Annotated in this window: 16 protein-coding genes; 5 read left to right on the top strand and 11 right to left on the bottom strand. The window is 72.7% G+C overall.

Going from position 1 to position 20,646, the window contains the following annotated elements:
• The first annotated feature begins 43 nt into the window (after nt 1–43).
• Nucleotides 44–229 (top strand): hypothetical protein, encoded by a 186-nt coding sequence (locus ABZ899_RS10665; protein WP_361343783.1) that lies wholly within the window; start codon nt 44–46, stop codon nt 227–229.
• Here ABZ899_RS10665 and ABZ899_RS10660 read toward each other — a convergent pair.
• Nucleotides 219–1,019: a site-2 protease family protein gene (locus ABZ899_RS10660; protein ID WP_361343780.1), complete on the bottom strand. Its 801-nt coding sequence runs from the start codon at nt 1,017–1,019 to the stop codon at nt 219–221. The genes ABZ899_RS10665 and ABZ899_RS10660 overlap by 11 nt on opposite strands.
• 267 nt (nt 1,020–1,286) lie before the next feature.
• On the opposite strand from ABZ899_RS10660, the gene ABZ899_RS10655 reads away from it, so the two are divergent.
• The gene (locus ABZ899_RS10655; RefSeq protein WP_361343777.1) at nt 1,287–4,577 is read left to right on the top strand and encodes a BTAD domain-containing putative transcriptional regulator; all 3,291 of its coding nucleotides are present in this window, start codon (nt 1,287–1,289) and stop codon (nt 4,575–4,577) included.
• Nucleotides 4,578–4,596: 19 nt separating this feature from the next.
• On the opposite strand, the gene ABZ899_RS10650 is transcribed toward ABZ899_RS10655, so the two are convergent.
• From ABZ899_RS10650 to ABZ899_RS10630, 5 genes are all read right to left on the bottom strand, one after another.
• Nucleotides 4,597–5,421 carry an ABC transporter permease gene (locus tag ABZ899_RS10650; RefSeq protein ID WP_361343774.1) on the bottom strand — a complete coding sequence of 275 codons (825 nt, stop codon included), beginning with the start codon at nt 5,419–5,421 and terminating at the stop codon, nt 4,597–4,599.
• Nucleotides 5,418–6,443, bottom strand: coding sequence for an ATP-binding cassette domain-containing protein (locus ABZ899_RS10645; protein WP_361343772.1), 1,026 nt, complete (start codon nt 6,441–6,443; stop codon nt 5,418–5,420). The genes ABZ899_RS10650 and ABZ899_RS10645 overlap by 4 nt, the downstream gene beginning before the upstream one ends.
• An 87-nt stretch (nt 6,444–6,530) precedes the next feature.
• Nucleotides 6,531–7,583 (bottom strand): endonuclease/exonuclease/phosphatase family protein, encoded by a 1,053-nt coding sequence (locus ABZ899_RS10640; protein ID WP_361343769.1) that lies wholly within the window; start codon nt 7,581–7,583, stop codon nt 6,531–6,533.
• A 189-nt stretch (nt 7,584–7,772) separates the two neighbouring features.
• Entirely contained in the window at nt 7,773–8,402 is a 630-nt protein-coding gene (locus ABZ899_RS10635; protein ID WP_361343766.1) for a TetR/AcrR family transcriptional regulator, read from the bottom strand.
• 82 nt (nt 8,403–8,484) lie between these two features.
• A complete protein-coding gene (locus ABZ899_RS10630) occupies nt 8,485–10,068 on the bottom strand; it encodes an MFS transporter (protein WP_361343763.1) in 1,584 nt (527 codons plus the stop codon).
• Between the two features lie 201 nt (nt 10,069–10,269).
• On the opposite strand from ABZ899_RS10630, the gene panB reads away from it, so the two are divergent.
• Entirely contained in the window at nt 10,270–11,148 is an 879-nt protein-coding gene (panB, locus tag ABZ899_RS10625; RefSeq protein ID WP_361343760.1) for a 3-methyl-2-oxobutanoate hydroxymethyltransferase, read from the top strand.
• A 154-nt stretch (nt 11,149–11,302) separates the two neighbouring features.
• Here the strand turns inward: panB and ABZ899_RS10620 are convergent, their stop codons facing one another.
• Both ABZ899_RS10620 and ABZ899_RS10615 read right to left on the bottom strand, forming a co-directional pair.
• Nucleotides 11,303–11,905 carry a DUF305 domain-containing protein gene (locus tag ABZ899_RS10620; RefSeq protein WP_361344612.1) on the bottom strand — a complete coding sequence of 201 codons (603 nt, stop codon included), beginning with the start codon at nt 11,903–11,905 and terminating at the stop codon, nt 11,303–11,305.
• Between the two features lie 17 nt (nt 11,906–11,922).
• On the bottom strand, nt 11,923–12,585 hold the full coding sequence (locus tag ABZ899_RS10615; protein ID WP_361343757.1) for a DUF3105 domain-containing protein: 663 nt from the start codon (nt 12,583–12,585) through the stop codon (nt 11,923–11,925).
• A 425-nt stretch (nt 12,586–13,010) separates the two neighbouring features.
• Between ABZ899_RS10615 and glnA the strand changes: the two genes are divergently transcribed.
• Complete coding sequence (gene glnA, locus ABZ899_RS10610; protein WP_361343754.1) at nt 13,011–14,372, top strand: type I glutamate--ammonia ligase; 1,362 nt, start codon at nt 13,011–13,013, stop codon at nt 14,370–14,372.
• A gap of 62 nt (nt 14,373–14,434) precedes the next feature.
• On the opposite strand, the gene ABZ899_RS10605 is transcribed toward glnA, so the two are convergent.
• Nucleotides 14,435–14,884 carry a VOC family protein gene (locus ABZ899_RS10605; RefSeq protein ID WP_361343751.1) on the bottom strand — a complete coding sequence of 150 codons (450 nt, stop codon included), beginning with the start codon at nt 14,882–14,884 and terminating at the stop codon, nt 14,435–14,437.
• 224 nt (nt 14,885–15,108) lie between these two features.
• Here ABZ899_RS10605 and ABZ899_RS10600 point away from each other — a divergent pair, with 224 nt between their 5' ends.
• Entirely contained in the window at nt 15,109–18,108 is a 3,000-nt protein-coding gene (locus tag ABZ899_RS10600; protein ID WP_361343748.1) for a bifunctional [glutamine synthetase] adenylyltransferase/[glutamine synthetase]-adenylyl-L-tyrosine phosphorylase, read from the top strand.
• 71 nt (nt 18,109–18,179) lie between these two features.
• Here the strand turns inward: ABZ899_RS10600 and ABZ899_RS10595 are convergent, their stop codons facing one another.
• Together ABZ899_RS10595 and ABZ899_RS10590 are read right to left on the bottom strand one after the other, a co-directional pair.
• A complete protein-coding gene (locus ABZ899_RS10595) occupies nt 18,180–19,118 on the bottom strand; it encodes a phosphatase PAP2 family protein (RefSeq protein WP_361343745.1) in 939 nt (312 codons plus the stop codon).
• A gap of 118 nt (nt 19,119–19,236) precedes the next feature.
• Nucleotides 19,237–20,274: a LacI family DNA-binding transcriptional regulator gene (locus ABZ899_RS10590; protein ID WP_361343743.1), complete on the bottom strand. Its 1,038-nt coding sequence runs from the start codon at nt 20,272–20,274 to the stop codon at nt 19,237–19,239.
• Between the last annotated feature and the right edge of the window lie 372 nt (nt 20,275–20,646).

The following is a 20,646-nucleotide window of genomic DNA, read 5'->3' as shown; positions in this document are numbered from 1 at the left end:
GGACACTGGGCACAGCAGTGTCCCCCGACCAGGAGCCGACCCCATGCCCCGCCTCGCCTACTACACCCTCGTCGTCTGCCTGCTCTCCGTGGCCGCGGCCGTCGTCGCCTTCGCCCAGGGCAGCTGGCTCGGGATCGTGTGGATCCTGCTGGCGGGCCTGTCGTCGAACATGACCTGGTACTACGTGAAGCGCGCCCGGGACGCCCGGCGGGACTCCGTCACCGGGTGACCGAGCACAGCTCGTTCCCGTCCCGCCAGAAGCGGAACAGGTCGTAGCCGCAGTAGGTGTCGACCTCGCCGATGCCCAGGGCGCGCAGCACGGCGTCGACCATGTCGAAGAACCCGCTGTTGATCTCCGGCACCCACAGCAGCGCGAAGACGAACAGCAGCCCGAACGGGGCGAACGGCTCCACCTGGCGCCGGACGTCCCGCGACAGCCAGGGCTCGATCACGCCGTACCCGTCCAGCCCCGGCACCGGCAGGAAGTTCAGAACGGCCGCCGTGACCTGGAGCAGGGCGAGGAACGCCAGCGCGAACCGGAAGTCGCGCGGGACGCCGTCGAGCGCGCCCAGCCAGAACGGGGCCGTGCACACGACGGCGAACAGCACGTTGGTCAGCGGCCCCGCCGCCGAGATCAGGCTGTGCCGCCAGCGGCCCCTGATCCGCCCGCGCTCGATGAACACCGCACCGCCGGGCAGACCGATGCCACCCATGATCACGAAGACGACCGGCAGGACGATGCTGAGCAGCGCGTGCGTGTACTTCAGCGGGTTCAGCGTGAGGTAGCCCTTCGCGCCGACCGAGATGTCGCCGCTGTGCAGCGCCGTGCGCGCGTGCGCGTACTCGTGCAGGCACAGCGACACGATCCAGGCGGCCGTCACGAACAGGAACACCGCGAGGCCCGGCCGCTCCGCGAACCCGGTCCAGGTGGCCCACCCCGTCACCGCGGTGACCGCGACGATCCCGAGGAACACGGGGCTGATCCGCCGTTCGCTGGGGCGGCTGAGGGCGGTGGTCATGGGGCTCCCTGGGTCTCGGGGCGGGCGGGCCTGCCCGACCGTACCGGGCGCGGGCCGTGTCCGTCGGACCGGCCCGGGGCCGCGGGGCTCGCGGCACCGGCAAGGCGCCGCCGGTCGGAGCCGGGCTGGGTCCGACAGACACGGCCCCCCGGAAAACGTCTCGCGGTGGGCCGGGGTTCCGGGGAGGCTGGACCCCGGCCCCCGCACCCCGGGGCCGCCGCGCCTCCTGCGCCGGCCCCGTGACCCGCCCCGAGCCCACCAGAGACAATGGATCCCGTGCGCTATCGCATCCTCGGCACCACCCAGGCACTCCGCCCCGACGGCCGGGCCGTCCCGCTCGGCGGGGCCCGGCTGCGGGCCCTGCTCACCGTGCTCGCGCTGCGCGCCGGCCGGGCCGTGCCCGTGGGGCTGCTGGTCGACGAGGTGTGGGGCGCGGAACCGCCCGCCGACGCCACCGGGGCGCTCCAGGCGCTCGTGGGGCGGCTGCGGCGGGCCCTGGGCGCCGACGCCGTGGGGTCCGAGGACGGCGGGTACCGGCTCTCCGCCGCGCCCGACGACGTCGACCTGCACCGGTTCGAACGGCTCACCGGCGAGGGCCTGCGCGCGCTGGCCGACGACGACCCCGCCAAGGCGGCCGGCGTCCTCGACGACGCCCTCGCCCTGTGGCGGGGCCCCGCCCTCGCCGACCTGCCCGACCGCACCGCCGAGGCGGCCCGCGTACAGACCCGGCACCTCGACGCGCTGCGCGCCCGGCACACGGCGGCCCTGGCGCTCGGCCGCGCCGAGCAGGCGCTGCCCGAGCTGACCGCCCTGTGCGACGCCCACCCCCTGGACGAACCCCTCCAGGCCCTGCGGCTGCGCGCCCTGCGCGACACGGGCCGCCCCGCCGAGGCCCTGGCCGCCTACGACGACGTACGCCGGCTGCTGTCCACCCGCCTCGGCTCCGACCCCGGACCGGAACTGCGGGCCCTGCACGGCGAATTGCTGCGCCCCGAACCGGACGCCCGGCCCGCCGCGGCGCGCGCCGGCGACGGCCCGCGTCCGCCGGCCGGCAACCTCCGGGCCCGGCTCACCTCCTTCGTCGGACGCGAGCCCGACATCGCGGCCATCCGCGGGGACCTGGCCACCGCCCGGCTCGTCACCCTGCTCGGCCCCGGCGGCGCCGGAAAGACCCGGCTGTCCCAGGAGGCCGCGGAGAGCGTGCGCGACGCCGCCCCGGACGGTGTGTGGCTGGCCGAGCTCGCCCCGGTCGACGACCCCCGGGCCGTCCCCGAGGCCGTCCTCACCGCGCTCGGCGCCCGCGAGACCGTCCTGTACGGCGCCGGCGCCGAGGCCATGCGGGCCGGTACCGAACGGCACGACGACCCCGTCGACCGGCTCTCCGAGTACTGCGCACCACGCCGCATGCTGCTGATCCTCGACAACTGCGAGCACGTCGTCGACGCCGCCGCCCGCCTCGTCGAGCGGCTGCTGGAGCGCTGCCCCGGCCTGACGGTGCTCGCCACCAGCCGTGAACCCCTGGGCGTCCCCGGCGAGTTGCTGCGCCCTGTCGAGCCGCTGCCCGAGCCGTTCGCGCTGCGCCTGCTCGCCGACCGGGGAGCCTCCGCGCAGCCCGGCTTCCGCGTCGAGGCCGACGAGGAGACCGCCGCGGCCTGCGCCGAGATCTGCCGGCGCCTGGACGGCCTGCCCCTGGCGATCGAACTCGCCGCCGCCCGGCTGCGGATGCTCACCCCCCGCCAGATCGCCGACCGGCTCGACGACCGCTTCCGGCTGCTCACCTCCGGCAGCCGCACCCTGCTGCCCCGCCAGCAGACCCTGCGGGCCGTCGTCGACTGGTCCTGGGAGCTGCTGGACCACGAGGAACGCGAGGTGCTGGGCCGGCTGGCGGTCTTCGCGGGCGGCTGCGACCTCGCCGCCGCGGAGGCCGTGTGCGGCCCTGTGGCGCTGGAGGCGCTGGGCTCGCTCGTCGACAAGTCCCTCGTGGTGGCGTCCGCCACGGACGACGGCCGGATGCGGTACCGGCTCCTGGAGACCGTCGCCGAGTACGCCGCCGAACGGCTCGACGAGACCGGCCGGCGGGCCGAGGCCGAACGCGCGCACCTGACGTACTACCGGGAACTCGCCCGCACCACCGAGGCGTCGCTGCGCGGCCACGGCCAGCTCGCCGCCATCGGCCGGCTGGAGCGCGAGAGCGAGAACATCCGGGCCGCCCTCCACCACGCGGTCGCCGCGCGGGACGAGGAGGAGGCGCTGTGCCTGGTGCTGTCCATGTCCTGGTACTGGCAGATGCGCGACCTGCGGATCGTCGCCCGCACCTGGTCGCGCGAGGTGCAGGACCTCGGGCCCGACCCGTTCACCGAACCGGTCCGCCGCGCCGAGCCCCTGTGGGAGCGCTGCATCGACACCCCGCCGCCCTGGACCGACCAGGTCCGCGACGAGGCCCGGCGTGAGCTGCACCTGATCCACCTCGCCTGCATGGACACCGAGCCGGACGCCTGGCAGACCCCCGAGGCGCAGTCCAGGCTGCGGATCATCGCCGAGACCTACGAGCCCGGCTACCCGCAGGTCTGCCGCTCCCCGGGCTCCCTGTGGTTCTTCGCCGTCATGCTCACCGGCGACATGGACCGGCTGCGGTACGTCGTCGACGCCGCGATCCGCACCTGCCGTGAGCAGCCCGGCTACCGGTGGGACCTCGCGGCCGGCCTGCAGATGCGGGCCAACGTGCTGGCCAACCGCGCCGACTGGGCGGGCGACGCCATCGCGGACGCCGACGAGGCGCTGGAGATCTTCCAGGACCTCGGCGACCTGTGGGGGACCGCCGAGGCGTACTCGGCGCGGGCCGAGGCCCACGAGCGCCGGGGCGCCTACCTCCGGGCCGCCGCCGACTACGAGGCGGGCATCGACCACGCCGAGCGGCTCGGCGCCCACGCCCAGGTGGGCGTGCTCGAGGCCCGGCTCGCCAGCGCCCTGATCGAGGCGGGGCAGGGGGAGCGGGGCGAGAGCCTGCTGCGCCGGGTCATCGAGCGGGGGAGCGGGGTGAGCGAGCACGCCATGCCGTTCGCCCGGCTCATCCTGGCCGGGCGGCTCGGCATGACCGACCGGATCCCCGAGGCGCGGGAGCAGCTGCGGCTGCTGCGCGAGGAGTTCAAGATCGCCCACTTCATCGTCTTCGACGCGTTCATCCTCGGTTCCGAGGCCTGGCTGGACGCCCTCGACGGGCGGGCCGATGAGGCCCTGGTGACGATCAGGAAGGCACTGGAACGCGCCGAGGACCCGCTCGCCGTGGCCATCGCGCCCCAGATGCGGGCCGCCTACCTGACCACCGCCGCGTTCGCCCTGGTGCGGGCCGACGGCGGCCGCCGGGCCCGGGACGCCGCCGTCTGCCTCGGCGCCGCCGAACGGCTCCAGCCGGACCGGCACGTCCCGAGCTGCCAGGAGCGGGAGGTGCGCCGCAGGGCGGTGGCGGGGGCGCGCGCCGTGCTCGGCGACGCCGCCTACGAGGCGGCGTACGCGGAGGGCGGCGGCCTCTCCCCGCTGGAGGCCGCCGCCCTCGTGTGACGGGTTCCGGACGCGGACGTCAGGTCTTGGTGCGGAACTTGTGGATCGCGACCGGCGCCATCACGGCCGTGATGAGCACCGACCAGCCGAGCGTCACCCACAGGTCGTGGGCGACCGGCCCGCCCACCATCAGCCCGCGCGCCGCGTCGGCGAGCGTGGACAGCGGGTTGTAGTCGGTGAACGCCTGCAGCCAGCCCGGCATCGACGTCGTCGGCGCGAAGATCGACGAGCCGAACTGGAGCGGGAACAGCACCAGGAAGCCCATCGCCTGCACGGACTGCGCGCTCTTCATCACCACGCCCAGGGTGAGGAACACCCACATGATGGACGAGGCGAACGCGGTGGACAGGGCGACCGCCGCGAACAGCCCGGCCCAGTGCGTGATCTCGAAGCCGACCAGGACCGCGACGACCATCAGCACCGCGGTCGCGAACAGCATCCGCAGCAGCTCCACGGAGATCTTGGCGAAGAGCACCGAGCCGCGCCCGATCGGCAGCGACCGGAAGCGGTCCATGACACCGGAGTTGAAGTCCTGGCTGAACCCGGTGCCGACGCCCTGCGACAGCGTCATGCTCATCATCGCGATCATGCCGGGGATCACGTACTGGACGTACTGGTCCTGCCCGCCGCCCAGGGCCTGGCCGATCGAGCCGCCGAAGACGAACACGAACAGCAGGGTGAAGATGACCGGCATGAGCAGCGCGTCGGCCATCGACTCGGGGTCCTGCCGGATCCACAGCAGGTTGCGGCGGACGAGCGCGCCGGTGTGCCGCAGGTGCCCGCGCAGCGGGATCCGGGCGTCGTCGGTGGGACGGGTCTCGGTGGTGACGGTGGCGGCGCTCATACGGCGACCTCCTCGCGGTCGTCGGCGGGCACGGCGTCCTGGGGCGCACTGGCGCGGTGGCCGGTGAGCGAGAGGAACACCTCGTCCAGGCTGGGCAGTTCGGTGGTGATGGAGGCGAGGGTGACCCCGCGCGCGGTGACGGCGCCGACGATCGCGGTGAGCTGCTCGTCGCTGAGGACGGGGACGAGCAGGGTGCCCGTGTCGGCGTCGACGGTGGTGCTGGCGAGCCCGGTGATGCCGAGGTCGTCCAGGTACCCGGCGAGCGGCCGCAGTTCGAGGGCGTCGGCCGGCCGGATCCGCAGGGTGCGGCCGCCGACCTTCGCCTTGAGCTCGTCGATCCCGCCGCCCGCGATGACCTTGCCGCGGTCCACGACCGTCAGCTCCGAGGCGAGCTGCTCGGCCTCCTCCATGTACTGGGTGGTGAGCAGGACGGTCACCCCGTCCCCGACCATCGCCTTGACCTCGTCCCACACCTCGTTGCGGGTGCGCGGGTCGAGGCCCGTCGTCGGCTCGTCGAGGAACAGCACGGCCGGCCGGCCGATCATGGAGGCGGCCAGGTCGAGCCGGCGGCGCATACCGCCCGAGTAGGTGGAGGCGGGCCGCTTGGCGGCCTCGGTCAGCGAGAAGCGCTCCAGGAGCTCGTCGGCGCGGGTGCGGGCCTCCTTGCGGGGGAGGTCCAGCAGCCGTCCGATGAGGTACAGGTTCTCCCAGCCGGGGAGCTTCTCGTCGACGGAGGCGTACTGCCCGGTCAGGCCGATCACCCGGCGGAGCTGCCGGGGCTGGCGCACGACGTCGTAGCCGGCGACGACGGCCTGCCCGGCGTCCGGGGTCAGCAGGGTGGACAGGATGCGTACGAGGGTCGTCTTGCCGGCGCCGTTCGGTCCCAGCACGCCCATGACGGTGCCCTCCCGGACCTCCAGGTCCACACCGTCCAGTGCCTTGGTCTCGCCGTAGTGCTTGACCATCCCCCGCACGGAGACGGCGCCGCTCGCGCCGCCCGGCGTGTTGTCGATTCGCGTCATGGCACCGACAGTGGCAGACGCCACCGACAAACCGCCGACAGCCCGCCTACACCCCGCCCGCCGCCCTGTCGGCGGCCCCGTCCCCGCTCAGGAGACGGACGGGCCGACCTCGACGCGCGCCGCGACCGGCAGGTGGTCGCTCCCGGTCCTGGGCAGCGTCCACGAGCTGGACGGCTCCACACCCTTGACCATGATCTGGTCGATCCGGGCCATCGGGAACCGCGCCGGCCAGCTGAACCCCATCCCGGTGCCGGACGCGCCCTGCGTCGAGCGCATCTGGGCGGTGACGGCGTTGAGCGCGCGGTCGTTCATCGTGCCGTTCAGGTCGCCGAGCAGGACCACCTTGTCCAGCCGCTCGCCGGCGATGGCCTCGCCCAGCGCGTCGGCGCTCTTGTCGCGCTGACGGGCGGTGAACCCGGCCTCCATCTTCACGCGCACCGACGGCAGATGGGCGACGTAGACCGCGACCTCGCCGGACGGCGTGTCCACCACCCCGCGCATGGCGCGGGTCCAGCCCAGCCGGATGTCGACCGGCCGCACCCCGGTCAGCGGGTACCTGCTCCACAGCCCGACCGTGCCCTGCACCGAGTGGTACCGGTACGTCGAGGCGAGCGCCTTCTCGTACGTCGGCACCGCCGAGGCCGTCAGCTCCTCCAGGGCCACCACGTCCGCGCCGGACGCGGCGACGTCCCTGGCCGTGCCGGACGGGTCGGGGTTCTGGGCGTTGACGTTGTGCGTGGCGACCGTCAGATCGCCGCCGGTGCCGGTCTTGTCGGTGAGCTGGCCGCCGAAGAGGTTCAGCCAGACGACCGCCGGGACCAGCACGGCGATCAGCGCGGTCGCCGACCGGCGCACCACGCCCAGCACCAGCAGCAGCGGGACGCCCACGCCGAGCCAGGGCAGGAACGTCTCGGTGAGACTGCCGAGGTTCCCGATCGCGTTGGGGATCTGCGCGTGCAGCACCATCACCAGGGCCAGCGCGAGGGCGAGGACCGCCGGCACCAGTCCGCGGCGCCAGACGCCCGGATCGCGCCACCAGCCGGCGGTCAGGCGGTCCGTCAGGCGCCGGAGCCCGGGCCTGCGGCGCTCGTGCCCCGGGCCGCCGTTGTCCGTCTCCGTCACGTACGCCTGTTGCGCCATACCGTCGCCTCACTACCTGCCGTGCAACACCGTCGTCCCCCCGCGCCCAGAGAAAACCCTAGGGGATGATCGGCTCCGTTCCCGCCGTCCTGAAGACGGCCGTACGGGGGCGAGGACGTGGAAGCGGGCCCGGGCAGTTCCGCCACTCCGGGAAGAACGCGCGTTCTGTGACGGAAAGCGCACCACCTCCTACGTCCCGGGCGGGCTGACGGGCCGTAGGCCATCGAGTACGGCGTCGGCCATCTGCTCCGCGAGACCCTCCGGGAGGTCGGCGTCCGGGCGCATCACGGCGCGCACCAGCATCGGGCCGAACACCATGTCGTTCATCACGTCGATCCCGATGTCCGCGCGCAGCTCGCCGGTCTCCTGGCCGCGCCGCAGGATCGCGTGCTGCTCGCGGCGCCGCGGCTCGATCACGTTCGTCCGGTAGGCGTCCCAGAGCTTCGGGCTGGTCTTCATCTGGGCGATCACGTTGTGCAGCAGCACCGACGAGCGGGTCATCAGGCCGCGCCGCCTGACCTGTTCGAGCAGAGCCACCACGTCGTCGCGCAGCGAGGTGCCGGGCAGTTCGGGGGACTGCGGCTCGGCGGCCCGCACGATGTCGACGAACAGCTCCTCCTTGCCGCTCCAGCGGCGGTAGATGGCGGCCTTGCCGACGCCCGCGGTGCGCGCGATGCGCTCGATGGACAGCTCCGCGAGCGGCACGCCGTCCTCCAGGAGCTTCAGCACGCCCTCGGTGATGGCCCGCTCCACGGCCTCGCTGCGGGGACGGCCCCGGGCGGGGCCGTCCTGCGGGGCACGACTGTCGGCGAGGCTCACTGGGGTCGCTCCTTTCCGTGGGGCTGTGCGGATTCTCCCCCGGTGCGGACGCCGCCGGAACGACGGCGTCCGCGCGTCCGCGCTATTCGGACGTCACGAGCTCCTTCTCCCCCTCGTCCTCGCGCGGGCCGGCGGGCCGCCCCGGCAGGAACAGGGCCACGACGACCGCGCCGAGCACCGCGATGCCCGCCCCCCACAGCGCCGTGACATGCATGGCGTGCAGGAACGCGTCGTGGGCCGGGCCGATGAGGGCCTCCCCGCGCGGGCCGAGCTTCTCGGCGACCCCGAGAGTGGCCTCGATGGACTCGCCGGCGGTGTGCCGCACGCCCTCCGGGAGCGCGGTGAGCCGGTCCTCGATGCCGCCCCGGTAGGCGGTGGACAGCACCGAACCGAGCACCGCGATGCCGAGGGCGCCGCCGACCTGCCGGAAGGTGTTGCTGAGCGCGGAGGCGGAACCGGCCTTCTCGCGCGGCAGGGCCTGCATGATGACGACGCTGATCGGCGTCATGATGTGCGCCATCGCGGCACCCATCAGGAAGAAGACGACCTCCAGGAGCCAGATCGGGGTGTCCGTCTCGAAGGTGGCGAAGGCGGCCAGCGTGGCGGCGATGAGGACCATGGCGCCGGTGGTGGTGGCCCGGTTGCCGAACCGGTCGACGAGGAGCCGGGCCCGCGGGGCGAAGATCATCTGCGCGGCGGCGAGCGGCAGCATCAGCAGGCCGGTCTGCAGCGGCGAGTAGCCGCGCACGCTCTGGGTGTAGAAGACGGAGAAGAACGTCACGCCCATGAGGGCGAAGAAGACCAGCGCGATGACGCCGATCGCGGCCGAGAAGACCTTGTTGCGGAAGTACCCGACGTCGATCGACGGGTGGTCGCTGCGCTTCTCGAAGATCACGAAGGCGGCGAGGACCACGAGGCCGGCGGCGATCGTCAGCAGGACCGCCGGATCGGTGAAGTCGGCGAGCTGGCCGCCCTTGATGATGCCGTACACGAGCAGGACCAGGCCGACCACGGAGAGCACCACACCGACGGGGTCGATCCGGCCGGGCCGCGGGTCGCGCGAGTCCGGGACGAGCCACAGCATCAGCGCGAGCGCGAGCAGCACGATCGGCACGTTGATCAGGAAGACCGAGCCCCACCAGAAGTGGTCGAGCAGCAGACCGCCGGTGATCGGCCCGATGGCGATGGCGAGGCCGACGCCGCCGGCCCAGATGCCGATGGCCTTGGGCTGCTCGTCCCGCTCGAAGACGTGCATCAGCACCGCGAGGGTGGCCGGCATGACGAACGCGGCGCCGAGGCCCATGACGGCACGGAAGGCGATCAGCTCGCCCGGTGAGCCGGAGAACGCGGCGAGCGCCGAGCCGATGCCGAACACGGTGAGACCGCCGAGCAGCACCTTCTTGCGGCCGAGCCGGTCCCCGAGGACGCCCGCGCTGAACAGCAGCCCGGCGAAGACGAGGGTGTAGGCGTTGATGGCCCACTCCAGCTCGCTCTGCGTGGCGCCGAGGCCGGTCGGCGCGGGCGTCGAGATGGTCTTGATGGCGACGTTGAGGATGGAGTTGTCCAGCACGACGATCAGGAGGCTGAGCATCAGCACACCGAGGATCGCCCAACGGCGCCGATGCACCGCCTCCGGTATGCGGGTGGCTGGGGCGGGAGAAGTCATGGTGCCGACCGTACCGCCATAACGATACGGGTCCGTCTCGTATCGTAAATTCTTACCCGAACCTTACGTGACGAAACGGTCACGGGCGCGGGGCGGAACTCACATGCGGCGGTCTGGCCCAGCCCGGCACGAAGTGCCACCATGGACCTGGTCCGGGGACGCCGTCAGGGCGCCTCGAGATGACATGAAGGAGCCGTTGCCATGACGCAGCTCTCGGCTGCCCAGACGCCGCCTCAGGCGAAGCCCTCCGACGCCGGGAAGGCGCTGTACGGAGGCAAGAGCACCCGCCGCATCACCGTCCGCGACATCGCCCTCGCCAAGGAGCGGGGCGAGAAGTGGCCCATGCTCACCGCGTACGACGCGATGACCGCGTCCGTGTTCGACGAGGCAGGCATCCCGGTCATGCTCGTCGGCGACTCGGCGGGCAACTGCCACCTCGGCTACGAGACCACCGTGCCCGTCACCCTCGACGAGATGACCATGCTGTCGGCGGCCGTCGTCCGGGGCACCTCCCGCGCCCTGATCGTCGGCGACCTGCCCTTCGGCTCCTACCAGGAGGGCCCGGTGCAGGCGCTGCGCTCGGCGACCCGGCTGGTCAAGGAGGCCGGCGTCGGCGCGGTCAAGCTGGAGGGCGGCGAGCGCTCGCACCGCCAGATCGAGCTGCTGGTCGAGTCCGGCATCCCGGTGATGGCCCACATCGGCCTGACCCCGCAGTCCGTCAACGCCATGGGCTACCGCGTCCAGGGCCGCGGCGAGGAGGCGGCCGCGCAGCTCCTGCGCGACGCCAAGGCCGTCCAGGACGCCGGCGCCTTCGCGGTCGTCCTGGAGCTGGTGCCGGCCGAGCTGGCCGCCGAGGTCACGCGCGTCCTGCACATCCCGACCGTCGGCATCGGCGCCGGCCCCGAGACCGACGCCCAGGTCCTCGTGTGGACCGACATGATGGGCCTGACCGGCGGCCGCGTGCCGAAGTTCGTCCAGCAGTACGCCGATCTGCGCCGGGTCATGGGCGACGCGGCGAAGGCCTTCGCCGAGGACGTCGTCGGCGGGACCTTCCCGCGCGAGGAGCACTCCGTCCACTGACGGCCCGCCCCCTGAGCCACTGCGGCACCGAGCGCCCCGCCGATCTTCCCCCGTCGGCGGGGCGCTTTCCGTGCGCGGTGAACCGTGCACGCCCGGGAACGCGCGTCCCCGGAAGGTCTCCCGCCCACGTTGGACCGGCACGCCGCTTCGGCGGCTACGGCCGGGGCTTCGCGCCCCGTTCACGCAGCATGTCGGCCATCAGGTCGATCTCCGCCTGCTGCCCGTTCACCATCGTCCGCGCGAGCCTCTTCTCCACGCCGACCGCGCACTTGTCCAGACAGCCCTCGGCCATGTGGATGCCGCCCTTGTGATGGGCCGTCATCAGCTGCAGGAAGAAGACCTCCGCCTGCTTGCCGTTCAGCGTGCCGAGCCTCTTCATCTCCGCGTCGGTCGCCATGCCCGGCATCAGCGAGCCCTCCCCGGCGGAGGGCATGTCACCCATGCCCATCCAGGTCATCGGCGCGTCCGCCGACACCTTCGGCAGCTCCCACAGGTCCAGCCAGCCCAGCAGCATGCCGCGCTGGTTGGCCTGGGTCTGCGCGATGTCGTACGCGAGCCGGCGCACGTCCTCGTCGTCCGTGCGGTCGCGCACGACGTACGCCATCTCCACGGCCTGCTGGTGGTGCACGGCCATGTCCCGAGCGAACCCCGCGTCCGCCGAGCCGGCGTCCGGGACCGCGTCGTTCGAGCCGTCCCCGGCGGCCGCGTAGGTGATCGCGCCGGCGGCGACGAGGACGGCCGCCGCGGTCCCCGCCATCCAGCCGATGTGCCGCCTCACTCCGGCAGACCACCCGTGCAGGCCGCGCCCGGCTCGGGCGTCTGCTTGCCCTGGACGTAGGTCTCGAAGAACTTCCCGACGGCCGGGTCGTCCGCGCTCTTCACCGTGCGCTGGTGCCCCCACGCGCTCAGCATGATCGGGTCCTTCTGCTTCTCGTCCGGGCTCATCAGCGTGTACGGCGTCTGCTTCACCTTCGCCGCCAGCGCGTCGACGTCGGACTTGGAGGCCTCGGAGGTGTACGTCACCCACACCGCGCCGTGCTCCAGCGAGTGCACGGCGTTCTCCCGCCGCAGCTCCTTGGTGTAGACGTCGCCGTTGCAGTTCATCCAGGCCCGGTGGTGGTTGCCGCCGACCGGGGGCTCCATCGGGTACGTCACGCTCGTCTCGACGTGGGTGCTGGCCAGCTTCCCCTTCCAGGTGTTCACGCCGTCGTCGCCGGCGACGAACTTCCCGGAGGTCTTGTCGGGCTTCGCGGCCTCGTCGTCACCGGTCTGCGAGCGGACGAGGACGACCCCGCCGACGACGAGAGCGGCGACGATCACCGCGGAGACGCTGATCGTGATGATGCGGCCGCGGCGCTCGCGGGCCCGCTCGGCCCGCCGCATCTCCTCTATCCGCGCCTTGCGCTCGGCGCTGTTCCTGTTCTTGGCGGAGCCCATGAGGTCATGTCCTTCGGCGAAAGGGGCGGTCGGGTTCGCTGATCGTAATGGGGAAGGGGTGGCCTCTCGTAGGGAGGTGACGACAACGGCCGGATCGCGGGGACGGCCGCCCCGATTCGTCGTGCCGCAGGGTGACCCCCACCCTCATCACGCCGTGCATACGGTATGCAGACCGAAGCGGGGTCGGTCCGGCGGGGGCGGCGATTACGGAAGTCGGGACGAGCAGGCAATATGGGCGGCAGAGCGGTTCACCCGACACCGCGGCGGCACCCCTGCCGACCGCCGGGCGTGAGGCCGGGGTCGATCCCACGATCAAGGCTCGCAACGCGCCGGAAACCGTGGTGTGGTGGGATGCTCAGGTGCCCGACCGCCTTCCGCAGCACCGGGGACAGGCGGCCTGACCAGCAAGGATGGGGAAGCGGAAGATGGACAAGCAGCAGGAGTTCGTGCTCCGGACGTTGGAGGAGCGCGACATCCGGTTCGTACGGCTGTGGTTCACGGACGTGCTGGGCTTCCTCAAGTCCGTGGCCGTGGCCCCCGCCGAGCTGGAGCAGGCCTTCGACGAGGGGATCGGTTTCGACGGATCCGCGATCGAGGGCTTCGCCCGCGTCTACGAGTCCGACATGATCGCCAAGCCCGACCCGTCGACCTTCCAGGTCCTGCCGTGGCGCGCCGAGGCCCCCGGCACGGCCCGGATGTTCTGCGACATCCTCATGCCGGACGGCTCCCCGTCCTTCGCGGACCCGCGCTACGTCCTCAAGCGCGCCCTCGCCCGCACCTCCGACCTGGGCTTCACGTTCTACACGCATCCGGAGATCGAGTTCTTCCTGCTGAAGGACAAGCCCGTCGACGGCACCCGCCCCACCCCGGCCGACAACTCCGGGTACTTCGACCACACCCCGCAGAACATCGGCATGGACTTCCGCCGCCAGGCGATCACCATGCTGGAGTCCATGGGCATCTCGGTGGAGTTCTCCCACCACGAGGGCGCCCCCGGCCAGCAGGAGATCGACCTGCGCTACGCCGACGCGCTCTCCACGGCCGACAACATCATGACGTTCCGCCTGGTCATGAAGCAGGTGGCGCTGGAGCAGGGCGTCCAGGCCACGTTCATGCCGAAGCCGTTCTCCGAGCACCCGGGCAGCGGCATGCACACGCACCTCTCCCTCTTCGAGGGCGACCGCAACGCGTTCTACGAGTCCGGCGCCGAGTACCAGCTCTCCAAGGTCGGCCGCTCCTTCATCGCGGGCCTGCTGCGGCACGCGGCGGAGATCTCCGCGGTCACCAACCAGTGGGTGAACTCCTACAAGCGGATCTGGGGCGGCTCCGAGCGCACCGCGGGCGCCGGCGGCGAGGCCCCCTCGTACATCTGCTGGGGCCACAACAACCGCTCCGCCCTGGTCCGCGTCCCGATGTACAAGCCCGGCAAGACCGGCTCGGCCCGCGTCGAGGTCCGCTCCCTGGACGCGGGCGCCAACCCGTACCTCGCCTACGCGGTCCTGCTCGCCGCCGGCCTCAAGGGCATCGAGGAGGGCTACGAACTCCCGCCCGGCGCCGAGGACGACGTGTGGGCCCTGTCCAACGCCGAGCGCCGCGCGATGGGCATCGAGCCCCTCCCGCAGAACCTCGGCGAGGCCCTGACCCTCATGGAGAACAGCGACCTGGTCGCCGAGACCCTCGGCGAGCACGTCTTCGACTTCTTCCTGCGCAACAAGAAGAGCGAGTGGGAGGAGTACCGCAGCGAGGTCACGGCCTTCGAGCTGCGGAAGAACCTGCCGGTGCTGTAGGCACCTCCGGGGGGACAGGGGCCGGCGGTCACGGACCGCCGGCCCCTTCGGCGTCCCGGGGCCTACTCCGCGGCCGCCGCCTGCTCCGCCAGCACCGCGTGCAGCGGCTGGTTCGCACGGCGGCGGTACTCCTGGACGGACCAGCCGTTGCCGTCGGGGTCCTTGAAGTACATGAAGGTGGCGCCGTCGTCCGGCGCGTACTGCACCGGCTCCGACACCTCCAGGCCCCGCTCGCGCAGCTCCGCGTACGCCGCCTTGATGTCGGCCACGCAGAGCTGGAGGCCCTGGTACGAGCCGGGCTGCGGCACGGTCTCGCCTTTGGTCATGTCCCAGATGCTGTCGCCGAGGGCGATCGAACAGCCGGAACCCGGCGGGGTCAGCTGGACGATGCGCATGCCCGGCATGACCTCCTGGTCGATGTCGACGTGGAAGCCGACCTTGTCGCGGTAGAAGTCACGGGCCCGGTCGATGTCGCTCACGGGCAGCGAGATCACTTCGAGGGTGAAGTCCATCAGCGGTCCTCCAGGGTCGACGACGGCGGGTCTGCCTGAACGGCTCACCCTTACCGAAGCCGAAATCGGTACGAGGCGCCACCGAAACGCCCGGAGTGGACACATCCGCCCGCCGGCGACCGCGCGGGAACGCGTCGGCGCCCACGGCCGGGACTGCGGCTAGGCTCGATCACGTACCGCCTTGATCGGACGCGTACACCCCTGATCGGAACGGGAGGGCGAGCATGACGGCGCCGGGACGCAGGAGCAGTACGTTCACTCGGCTGCTGCGGCACGGTTTCACCGACCCGTCGGCCGCCGAACGCCTCCTGGACAGCCCCGACCTCACCCCCCTCAGGAACGACCCGGTCCTCCTGGAGGCCCTGGGCGCCACCGCCGACCCCGACCTCGCGCTCAACGGCCTCGTCCGGCTCACCGAGGCCCAGCCCGGCCCCGCCGACCGGCGCGAACTGCTCGACACGCTGATAGCGGCCAAGCCGCTGCGCGACCGGCTGCTCGGCGTGCTCGGCGCCTCCGCCGCCCTCGCCGACCACCTCGCCCGGCACCCCGGCGACTGGCGGACCCTGGTCACCTACGAGCCGCGCGACCTGCACCCCGAGGTGGAGGAGTTCGAACGGGCCCTCGCCGAGGCCGTCGACCCCGTCACCCTGCGCGTCGCCTACCGGCGCTGCCTGCTGTCCATCGCCGCCCGCGACGTCTGCGGCACCACCGACCTCGCCCAGACCGCCGCCGAGCTCGCCGACCTCGCCACCGCCACCCTGCGCGCCGCCCTCGCCCTCGCCATGGCCGACGCCCCGCAGGACGCCGAGCAGTGCCGGCTCGCGGTGATCGCGATGGGCAAGTGCGGCGGCCACGAGCTCAACTACGTCTCCGACGTCGACGTCATCTTCGTCGCCGAGTCCGCCGACGGCGCCGACGAGGGCAAGGCCCTGCAGGCCGCCACCCGGCTCGCCTCGCACATGATGCGGATCTGCTCCGAGACCACCGTCGAGGGCTCCATCTGGCCCGTCGACGCCAACCTGCGCCCCGAGGGCCGCAACGGCCCCCTGGTGCGCACCCTCAGCAGCCACCTCGCCTACTACCAGCGCTGGGCCAAGACCTGGGAGTTCCAGGCGTTGCTGAAGGCCCGCCCGGTCGCGGGCGACCTGGAGCTGGGCGCGGAGTACGTCGCCGCGCTGCGGCCCCTGGTGTGGAAGGCCGCCGAACGCGACAACTTCGTCGCGGACGTGCAGAAGATGCGCCGCCGCGTCGTCGAGAACATCCCGGCGGCCGAGGTCGACCGCCAGCTCAAGCTCGGCCCCGGCGGGCTGCGGGACGTCGAGTTCGCCGTGCAGCTGCTCCAGCTGGTGCACGGGCGCGACGACGCCGCCCTGCGCAGCGGCACCACCCTGGACGCCCTCCAGGCCCTCGCCGCCGGCGGCTACGTCGGCCGGGCGGACGCCGCCCAGCTCGACGCCGCCTACCGCTTCCTGCGCTCCATGGAGCACCGCATCCAGCTCCACCGGCTGCGCCGCACCCACCTGGTCCCCGAGGACGACGCCGACCTGCGCCGCATCGGCCGCTCCCTGGGACTGCGCGCCGACCCGGTCGCCGAGCTGACCCGCGAGTGGAAGCGGCACACCAGCGTCGTACGGCGGCTGCACGAGAAGCTCTTCTACCGGCCGCTGCTGGACGCCGTCGCCCAGCTCGCCCCCGGCGAGGCCCGGCTCAGCGCGGGCGCGGCCCGGGAACGGCTCGTGGCCCTCGGGTACGCCGACCCCGCCTCGGCGCTGCGGCACCTGGAGGCGCTGGCGTCGGGGGTGACCCGCGCGGCGGCGATCCAGCGCACCCTGCTGCCCGTCCTGCTGGGCTGGTTCGCGGACTCCGCCGACCCGGACTCCGGGCTGCTGAACTTCCGCAAGGTCTCCGACGCGCTCGGCAAGACCCCCTGGTACCTGCGGCTGCTGCGCGACGAGGGCGCCGCCGCCGAGAACCTCGCCCGGGTCCTGTCGGCGGGCCGGCTCGCCCCCGACCTGCTGATGCGGGCCCCGGAGGCGGTCGCGCTCCTCGGCGACGGCGACGGCGGGAGCGGCCTGGAGCCGCGCACGCGGCCCCATCTGGAGCAGGAGGTGCTGGCAGCGGTGCGCCGCGCCGACAACGCCGTCCAGGCCGTCACGGCGGCCCGTGGCGTCCGGCGCCGCGAGCTGTTCCGCACGGCCGCCGCCGACATCGTCGACTCCTACGGCACCGAGACCAAGCCGGCCGAGGCCGACCAGGGCGCCCTCGTGGACCGGGTCGGCGCCGCGGTCTCCGACCTCACGGCGGCGACGCTGGCCGGCACCCTGCGCGCGGTCGTCCGCGAGGGCTGGGGCGACACCCTGCCCACCCGCTTCGCGATCATCGGCATGGGCCGTTTCGGCGGGCACGAGCTCGGCTACGGCAGCGACGCGGACGTCCTGTTCGTGCACGAGCCGCGCGAGGGCGTCGACGACCAGGAGGCCGCCGCCGCGGCCAACCGCGTGGTGGGGGAGATGCGGCGGCTGCTCCAGATCCCCAGCGCGGACCCGCCGCTGCTGATCGACGCCGATCTGCGCCCGGAGGGCAAGTCCGGGCCACTGGTGCGCACCCTGAACTCGTACGCGGCCTACTACCGGCGCTGGTCGCTGGGGTGGGAGTCGCAGGCGCTGCTGCGGGCGGAGCCGGTCGCGGGCGACGAGGACCTGGCCGGACGGTTCGTCGAGCTGATCGACCCGCTGCGCTATCCCGCGCGGGGGCTCGACGAGGAGGCCGTACGGGAGATCCGGCGGCTGAAGGCGCGCATGGAGTCCGAGCGCCTGCCGCGCGGCGCCGACCCGAAGCTGCACACCAAGCTCGGCCCCGGCGGGCTCTCGGACGTCGAGTGGACCGTCCAGCTGCTCCAGCTGCGGCACGGGGCCGTGGAGCCGGGACTGCGCACCACCCGGACCCGCGAGGCGCTGGCCGCGGCCCGCGCGGCCGGGCTCATCGGCGAGGAGGAGGCCGAGATCCTGGACGAGGCGTGGGTGCTGGCGACCCGGGTGCGCAACGCCGTGATGCTGGTGCGCGGACGCGCCGGCGACACCTTCCCGTCGGACCCGCGCGAGCTGGCGGCGGTCGGCCGGTACCTGGGGTACGAGCCCGGTCACGTGGGCGACATGCTGGACGACTACCGCCGTACGGCCCGGCGGGCACGCGGCGTGGTGGAGGAGCTGTTCTACGACGGATGAGCGGCGGCCGGGTTGTGTCCGTGACATCGCGTCGTCCGCCCGGACGGCAGGCGGGACGTGACGGACCCGGCCTACGGTCCCGACGGCGCGCGGGCCGGTACCGGCGGGCTCTCCTCGTCCTCGGCGGCCACCGGGGCGGGGGGCCGCGCGCCGACGGCCGGCGACGGCGGCTTCGCGGCCGCGGCCCAGCCGTGAACCGCCCGGGGCAGCGCGTAGGGGTGCGCCCCGTACCAGAGGCGGGCCACCCCGTAGCCGAACGCCAGGCAGACCAGACCGCCGACCGCGTCGAGCCAGAAGTGGTTGGCCGTCGCGACGATCACGACGAGGGTCGCGGCCGGGTAGAGCAGGCCGAGGACGCGGACCCACGGTGTCCTCGCCAGGATGAGGACCGTCAGACCGCTCCACACCGACCAGCCGATGTGCATGGACGGCATGGCGGCGTACTGGTTCGACATGGTCTTCAGGTCCCCGGAGGCCATCGAGCCCCAGGTGTCGTGGGCCAGGACCGTGTCGATGAAGCCGGTGTTCGTCATCAGCCGCGGGGGAGCGAGCGGATACAGGTAGTAACCGACCAGGGCCACACCGGTGGTCGCGAAGAGGACCAGGCGGGTCGCCGCGTAGCGGCCGGGGTGCCGGCGGTACAGCCAGACCAGGACCGCGAGCGTCACCACGAAGTGCAGCGTGGCGTAGTAGTAGTTCATCCCGACGATGAGCCAAGTCACGCTGTTCACCGCGTGGTTGACGGACTGCTCGACGGCGATGCCGAGACTGTACTCGAGCCGCCACAGCCAGTCGGCGTTGCTCAGGGCCTGGGCGCGCTGCTCCGGGACGGCGTTGCGGATCAGGGAGTATGTCCAGTAACTCACCGCGATCAGCAGGATCTCGAACCACAGGCGCGGTCGGCGGGGCGCGCGCAGTCGGCGCAGGAGTCCCCGCCCCGTCTTCGCCGCGACGGGGTGCGGAACGGCTTCTGCAGGGCCTTCGCGTGTCGTCACGGTAGCGTCACCCATGGGCACAGAGTCTGCCAGAAAAGACTTCTCCGACCGATCATCCTCCGGTCGGGTCCGTGACGCACTTTCCGCCGCTCTTCTCCTCCCGGGGGAGTAGGCCGCAGGTCCCGGTCACCCCCTACCGGGGGCGGGCCCGATCGCCGGGGGCGGAGGCGGTCGAGCCGCGCACGACCAGCTCCGGCATGAACACGAACTCGCTGTGCGGCGCCGGGGTTCCGCCGATCTCCTCCAGGAGCGTCCGTACGGCGGCCTGGCCCATGGCCGGGACCGGCTTGCGCACCGTGGTGAGGGGCGGGTCGGTGAAGGCGATCAGCGGGGAGTCGTCGAAGCCGACCACCGAGATGTCGGTGGGGACCTCCAGTCCCTGCTGGCGGGCCGCCCGTATCGCGCCCAGCGCCATCATGTCGCTGGCGCAGACGACGGCCGTGCAGTCACGGGCGATGAGGGCGGTGGCGGCGGCCTGCCCGCCCTCCAGGGTGTACAGCGAGTGCTGCACCAGGTCCCGCTCGACGACGTCCGGCGCCAGGTTCAGCTGGTCCTGCACGGTCCGGACGAACCCCTCGATCTTGCGCTGCACCGGCACGAACCGCTTCGGGCCGAGGGCCAGGCCGATCCGGGTGTGCCCGAGGGAGACGAGGTGGGTCACCGCCAGCGACATCGCCGCCCGGTCGTCGGGGGAGATGAAGGGCGCCTGGACCTTGGGGGAGAAGCCGTCGACCAGGACGAAGGGGACGCCCTGGGCGCGCAGCCGCTCGTAGCGCTGCATGTCCGCGGTGGTGTCCGCGTGCAGACCGGAGACGTAGATGATGCCCGCGACCCCCCGGTCCACGAGCATCTCGGTGAGCTCGTCCTCGGTGGACCCGCCGGGCGTCTGGGTGGCCAGCACGGGCGTGTAGCCCTGCCGGGTCAGCGCCTGGCCGATGACCTGGGCGAGCGCCGGGAATATCGGGTTCTCCAGCTCGGGGGTGATGAGGCCGACCAGGCCCTCGCTGCGCTGGCGGAGCCGCACCGGACGCTCGTAGCCGAGCACGTCGAGTGCGGCCAGCACGGACTGGCGGGTGGTGGCGGCGACGCCCGGCTTCCCGTTGAGGACGCGGCTGACGGTCGCTTCGCTCACCCCCGCCTGAGCAGCGATGTCGGCAAGCCGTGTGGTCACGGCACTGGACTGTACCTGTCGTATGCCGCCTTGCACACCAATCGGACGCCGAGGGCGACCCGTTGGCCGGCCCGTGCGGGGCTGCTGCGTCATCGCGCTCCCTCGTGGAAGTCATAGCAAGAGCTTGCAGAGTCTTGCACAAGTGGACCGCGTGCCGCTCCACCCCTGCAAGGAAGCGTCTCACGGCGGTCGCTGGACGGTCACGCCGGGATAACGTCCGTGTTCCCTTGCACTTTTTTGCTGCAAGGTCTTTCGCAAGGATTGCATCGCTGTTACGTTCTCGTCGCCCGGCGGCCGCAAAGGCGCAGTCGGCACGACGGCAGGGGCAGGCAGACGGGGCCGCCCCCGCATCACACGGGCTTTCACCCTCAA

This window comes from Streptomyces sp. NPDC046859, from assembly GCF_040645135.1.
Classification (GTDB): domain Bacteria; phylum Actinomycetota; class Actinomycetes; order Streptomycetales; family Streptomycetaceae; genus Streptomyces.
Note: the sequence above shows the minus strand (reverse complement) of the source record. Positions and strands in the feature narration are given on the sequence as shown.